Source organism: Streptomyces sp. NPDC007162, assembly GCF_040634175.1.
Taxonomy (GTDB): Bacteria; Actinomycetota; Actinomycetes; order Streptomycetales; family Streptomycetaceae; genus Streptomyces.
On the sequence record NZ_JBEYFC010000534.1, the window covers coordinates 1 to 5,923 of the forward strand.

General features: G+C 72.9%; 5 protein-coding genes. 3 read left to right on the forward strand and 2 right to left on the reverse strand.

Annotation, left to right across the window (positions count from 1 at the left end; all coding sequences use genetic code 11):
- Positions 1-27: 27 nt before the first annotated feature.
- Positions 28-2,472 (reverse strand): aminotransferase, encoded by a 2,445-nt coding sequence (locus ABZ646_RS38315; RefSeq protein WP_360529831.1) that lies wholly within the window; start codon positions 2,470-2,472, stop codon positions 28-30.
- Positions 2,473-2,525: 53 nt separating this feature from the next.
- Positions 2,526-2,966, reverse strand: a complete 441-nt coding sequence (locus ABZ646_RS38320) for an Lrp/AsnC family transcriptional regulator (RefSeq protein WP_360529834.1) — start codon at positions 2,964-2,966, stop codon at positions 2,526-2,528.
- A gap of 209 nt (positions 2,967-3,175) precedes the next feature.
- Here ABZ646_RS38320 and ABZ646_RS38325 point away from each other — a divergent pair, with 209 nt between their 5' ends.
- From ABZ646_RS38325 to ABZ646_RS38335, 3 genes are all read left to right on the forward strand, one after another.
- Positions 3,176-4,153 (forward strand): DUF4129 domain-containing protein, encoded by a 978-nt coding sequence (locus ABZ646_RS38325; RefSeq protein ID WP_360529837.1) that lies wholly within the window; start codon positions 3,176-3,178, stop codon positions 4,151-4,153.
- A complete protein-coding gene (locus ABZ646_RS38330; RefSeq protein WP_360529840.1) occupies positions 4,150-4,686 on the forward strand; it encodes a hypothetical protein in 537 nt (178 codons plus the stop codon). The genes ABZ646_RS38325 and ABZ646_RS38330 overlap by 4 nt, the downstream gene beginning before the upstream one ends.
- A 64-nt stretch (positions 4,687-4,750) precedes the next feature.
- The gene (locus ABZ646_RS38335) at positions 4,751-5,758 is read left to right on the forward strand and encodes a MoxR family ATPase (RefSeq protein ID WP_360529843.1); all 1,008 of its coding nucleotides are present in this window, start codon (positions 4,751-4,753) and stop codon (positions 5,756-5,758) included.
- Positions 5,759-5,923 lie beyond the last annotated feature (165 nt).

The window sequence follows — 5,923 nt, forward strand, 5'->3', positions numbered from 1 at the left end:
TCGCTGTTCATGGGGTGCGGTGGTTCCTCAGTGAAGGAGGTCAGAGGGGAACGTGAAGCGAGAACCGGGCCCCGGGGGCCCGGTCCGCAGCTGGACGACGGCCAGGCCACCGTGACGGCGGACCGCCGCGTACACCTGGGCGAGATAGCCGTCGGGCAGGGCCACTCCCCCGGCGTTGCCGTAGAAGGTCTCACCGATGAACGCTCCTGCCGGGCGGCCGGCAGCGGCCAGTTCGTCGATCACCGCGACGGCCTCGGGCGCGTAGCGCACGGCGTCCGCCCCTCGGTGCCGACCGCGGTAGGCATTGGGCGAGTCCACGGTGTGCACCCAACTCGGGCGGGTGGCAAGGGCGTTGGGGTTGTCCTGGAGTGAGGTGGAGACCGCGTCGGATGCGTAGGTCCAGCCGTGGTACGCCTCGCGCAACGCGACGACGTCGTGCTGCCCGGAGGCGCCGATGGCCAGCCGCAGGCCCAGATCCACCGCTTCGGAACCGGAGTTGACCAGGAACACCGTGTCCAGTGGTGCCGGCAGCAGGGCGGCGAGGCGTTCGGTGAACTCCACCACCGAGGCGTAGTGGAACCGCGAGTTGGTGTTGAGCCGCCGCAGTTGCCGGGAGACCGCGCGCTCGACGCGGGGGTGGGCGTGGCCCAGCGGGGTGACGTTGTTGACGATGTCGAGGTACGAGCGGCCCTCGGTGGACAGGAGGTGGTGACGCCAGCCGCGCTCGACGCGGGGCGGGTCGGCGTAGTAGTGCCCCTGTACGGTCGCGAACACGGCGTCGCGCCGGTCGAGCAGGTCCCCGTCACGCGTACGGCCGGTGGCCGGGAGCCCGAGGAGCGGGGCGGGGTCGGCGGTGACCTGGAGCCACCCGGCTGCGTACTCGGGACGGACCAGGTCGGGGACGGCGGGACTGCCGGCGGTGCGCAGCGCGATGTGCATCGAGGACCCGGCGGGGAGACGGGCGACGTCCTCCCCCGCCTCGACCACCGCGCCGGGGGCGACAGCGGGCCGGACCTCTCGGGGAAGGGACAGCGTCAGGACGTACGAACCGTAGGTGAGTTCCACACGGCCGGGCCCGGCGGCGAGGACCTTCCCCGCGAGGGGAGCCTGTACCACGGCGTCCCGGCCGAGCCACGTGTCGATGCCGCTGGGCACCGTGGCTCGGGAGACGGCGGAAAGGGCCGGGGACCGGGTGAGCCGTGCCTGGGCGTACCGGGTGGTGACCGCACCCGCGCCGTCCGCGAGCGCGCGGGCCGCCAGCCGGTCCTCGACGCCGGCTTCGAGCCAGGCCCCGTGGTCCATGGAGTCGGCGCCGGTGGACAGGTCGAGGGTGGTGATGTCCGCGGCCGCGAGATCGCGCAGCAGGGGGTGCGCCGGCGCCCCGGCCCCGGCCCGTACCCCGGTGAGGCCGACCGCGTCCTTGACGAGGTGGGTCATCACCGGGAGGGGCTGGCGCGTGGCTTGCTCGAATATGTGCCACTCGCGCTCGATCGCCGCCTCGGCGTATGCGTTGTCCCCGTCGACAGCGGTCTGGTGGCGTCCGCTGACGACCAGGCCGGCGGCGCGCATCACGACCAGTGGCCACAGTGCCTCCGCCTCCTGCGGGGAGAGCGGCCGAACCGCGTGGAAGGCACGGACGGCGGGCAGCACGGCGTGGGGCTCGACGCCGTCGTGGTGGAGCATCGAGGAGAGTGACACGGCGAGTTCGCCGACCGCCCAGCTCGTGGTCAGGTCACCGAAGTCGATGATGCCGTCGGGCGTGGGCGGGCGGCTGTCGGGGCGGCGGATCACATTGTCGTCGGTGAGGTCCAGGTGCACCGCCTGCAACGGCAGCTCGGACGCCACTTCCTGCACGCGTACCCAGGCCGCGGCGGTCGCGGTCCGGACAGCGGCGCGCCGGTCGGGTTCGTCGACGTGCCCGGCGAGCCTGGCGACGACCCGGTCGGCGTACCGCAGGTCCCACTGGAGAACGCGTTCCAGGCCCGGATGCCGGAAGTCGCGCAGGACGGTGCTGGTCTTTCCGGCGATCGTACCCATGGCCGCCACCGTGCCCGGGGACAGGTGCCGGCGTCCCGACAGCGGACCACCGGGCAGGTAACGCAGCAGTCGGGCGACCACCGGGCCGTTGTCGGTGTCCACCACCGCCCACCGCGGGGAGCCGTCGGGGTGGCGCAGGACCGTCGCGACGCGCAGTTCCGGATGGGCCGAGGCGATCAGGTCGGCTGCCATGTCCTGGGCCTCGATCTCCACGGTGCCGAAGACCGTGTTGGCGATCTTCAGGATCGCCAGGGCCGCCCCGTCCTCGGCACGCAGCAGGAAGTTGGCGTCCTGCTGGCTGCCCAGTTCCTCCGCGGCCGCGGTGATGCCGAGGTACCGGGCGGCGATGCGCTCGGCCTCGGCAGGCGTCGTCCGGGGTGCGGGCAGGGCGCCTTCGGTGAAGAAGTCGATCGTGCGGTGTTCGGCGTGCGGCATGCGGGGTCCTCGGCTTGGCGTCGGAGCGTGGGGTGGGCAGGCGGTCGGGTGCCTCAGTCGGCGTTCCACAGGAACCGGTGGGTGTGGATCGAGAAGTAGGGGAAGTTCTCGACGGCTGCGACCCCCTCGACGGTCTTGACGACGTCGTTGATGAAGTCCAAGAGCTCGCGCGGCCCGCTGCACACGACCTCCGTGAAAAGGTCGAAGGTCCCGGCGGTCAGGACCGTGTACACGACTTCGTCGTGCCCGGCGAGCTCATCGGCCACCGCCCTGGGGTCGCCGTCGACGCGCAGGCCGAGAAGCGCCATCGTCTGTCGGCCCTGGGTCATCGGGTCGGTCACTCCGACGACCTGGACCGCCTTGGTGTCGATCAACCGTTGCAGCCGGAGCCTCGCGGCCGAAGGGGACAGCCCCACCTTGGGTCCCAGGTCGGCGTAGGGAACACGACCGTCGACCTGCAGCTCCCGCAGGATGGCTCGGTCGATCTCGTCCATGAAGCACCTCTCCCTTACGGGAACCACACGCCGATACAGCTGATACAAGCACGATGCCCGATCGGGACACTCGAATCAAGCGCAGGGACGATCGAATCAATCACGCCGGGATCCGCTGGAGGAGGTCGCACGCCGCCGGGTCGAGCAGGGCCCGGCTGACACAGCGTCGAACCGTGTGCGAAGCTGCGATCACGAGGGAGGGTGGATCGGTGGGGCGGGAGCGTACGGCGGGCGGGCCACGACGGCACAGCACGATCGGCGCCGCACAGGCCGCGTTGGCAGTGCTGGTGGTGAGCGGAGCGGCCCTCGGAGCACTGGCGCTGCACCCCGGCACGGGCCTGTTGGCCAAGGGCCGCGGGCCGCTCGGCGGCAACCCCGTCCTCGTGGTCGGCCTCGCCCTGCTGTCACTCCTCGGCGGCTTGGCGCTGCGCGGGGCATACCGGGACCAGGTCGACGCCGCCCAGGTACTCAACCCGGTGGAACAGCGCCTGGTCGACGGCGTGAGCCGCGTGCTGATGGCCGCGTCGCTGGTGGTCCCGGTGCTCGTCCTGGTCCTGCACCGGTTCGGTTCGTCGGGCAGCGGCCACGGCGGCGCCCAAGAGCCGTCGACCCTTCCGAGCGCGCGGCAGGAACCGTCGCCCGGCGCACCCACCGGACAGCATGCCGGGCACGCCGGGCACAGCATGCACTTCGGGCTGACGCGCATCCTGCTGGGCCTGGGCATCGCCCTGCTCGTGGTGGTCGTCCTGATCGCCGGGCTGCATCTGTGGCGGCACCTGACCCGGCCGCCGGTGCCCGAGGTCCAGGCGACGTACGAGACGCTCGACGACGAGCAGGAACGCCTGGCCAGGGCCGTGGACTCCGGGCGCCGCGCCCTGCTGGACGGAACCGACGCCCGTGCCGCCGTCATCGCCTGCTATGCCGCCATGGAGGAGTCGCTCGCCGACTCCGGCGTGGCCCGGCGCGCCTCGGACAGCCCGCAGGACCTGCTGGAGCGGGCCGTCGCCCGGGGCCTGCCCAACGGGGCGGCCGCCGCCGCACTCACCGGGCTGTTCCGCGAGGCCCGTTACTCCACGCATCCGATGGACGTCAGCCACCGCGACCGGGCCGCGGCCGCGCTCGCCGAGATCGCCGACGGCCTGCGCTCGCGAACCTCCGGATCCGGAGCCGTGGCGGGTGCCTCGTGAAGACGCCCACCCGGATCCGGGGCATCGTCAACTCCGTGCTGGCGAAGCCCGGTTCCGTACGCCACTCGCTGGTCATCCTCTGCACCGCCGCGGCCGCGGCCGAAGTGCTGCTCGCCCTGGCCGACGGCGCCGCCGCGGCCGCCACCGGCCTCGCCCTCATCACCTCGGTCGCGCTGGCCCTGGGGCGCTATGCCGCGGGCGGCGGCGCCGAGGACAGCGGTTACCGCAGACCGGTGCGCCTGCTGGCGAGCCGGGCCCCGGCGCTCGGCGGGTGGCGGCACGTCGTCGCCCAGTCTCTCGCGGACGACGGCGAGGCGCACTTCCCCACGGTCATGCGTCCGCAGTTGCAGCGGCTGTTCGCGGCCCGGCTGGCCGAACGGCACGGCGTGGCGATGTACCGGAACCCCCAGCGGGCCCGGGCGCTGGTCGGGTCCGAGCTGTGGCCGTGGATCGACCCCGAGGCGACCGCTCCCCGGCCCGCTCTCCCCGAGCCCGTCCTGCGCTTGCTGCTCGACCGCCTGGAAGCCCTGTGACCGGTGGCGCTGCGGCCGTCCCCGCAGCCCGCGCATTCCGACCCCGCTTCGTGAGGAACCGACCGTGACCAGCCCGCGACACATCCCGGACCACGACACCCTGACTCCCCGACAGGCGGGCGAAAGAGCCGCGGCCGTGCTCGACGAGATCCGCAGGGCCGTGGTCGGCAAGGCGGAACCGCTGGCGCTGGTGATGCTCGGCATCCTCGCCGGCGGCCATGTCCTCATCGAGGACCTGCCGGGACTCGGGAAGACGTTGCTGGCCCGCTCCTTCGCCACCACTCTCGGCCTGGACTTCCGCCGCATCCAGTTCACCCCGGACCTGCTGCCCTCCGACGTCACCGGAGCCCCGTTCTACGACCAGCGCACCGCCGACATGGTCTTCCGGCCCGGACCGGTCTTCACCCACCTGCTGCTCGCCGACGAGATCAACCGCACCCCGCCCAAGACCCAGGCCGCACTGCTGGAGGCGATGGCCGAGTCCCAGGTCTCCATCGACGGAAGCACCCGGCCGTTGCCGGAGCCCTTCGTGGTCGTCGCCACCGCCAACCCCATCGAGTACGAGGGTACGTACACCCTGCCCGAGGCCCAGCTCGACCGGTTCCTGCTGCGGGTCCGTATGGGCTACCTGACGGCGTCCGAGGAGGCGGGCATGCTGCGCGCGCGTGTCGACCGGGCGGCGTCCGAGGCCGTGCTGCGCACCCTCAGCGGTCCGGGTGAGGTGCTCGCCATGCGGGCCGCCGTGGAACGCGTCGAGGTGGCCGACGACCTGCTGGAGTACGTCGTCGCGCTGGTCCGCGCCACCCGCGACCACCCGCACGTCCAGGTCGGCGCCTCTCCGCGCGGCGGTCTGGCCCTGGTACAGCTCGCCCGCGCCCGTGCCGTCCTGGACCTGCGGGACTACGTGACACCGGAGGACGTCAAGTCGGTGGCGGTGCCTGCCCTCGCGCATCGCGTCACCCTCAAGCCGGAGCTGTGGGTCCGGCAGATCGACGGCGACGACGTGCTGCGCGAGATCGTGCAATCCGTGACCGCCCCGCAGACCTTGCCGCGTACACCGGTCGCGTCATGACGGAGCGCGTGCCCGCCCGACGAGCGGCCGCCGCCGTCCAACGGGCCCTGGTCGGCCGTCACGACGTGACCGCCGGCCCCCCGCCACCGCCCCCGCCCGGCTGGCGCGCCGGTGAACGCGCGCTGCGGCTGGGCACATTGGCCGCCGTCGCGTCGGCCGCCGCGC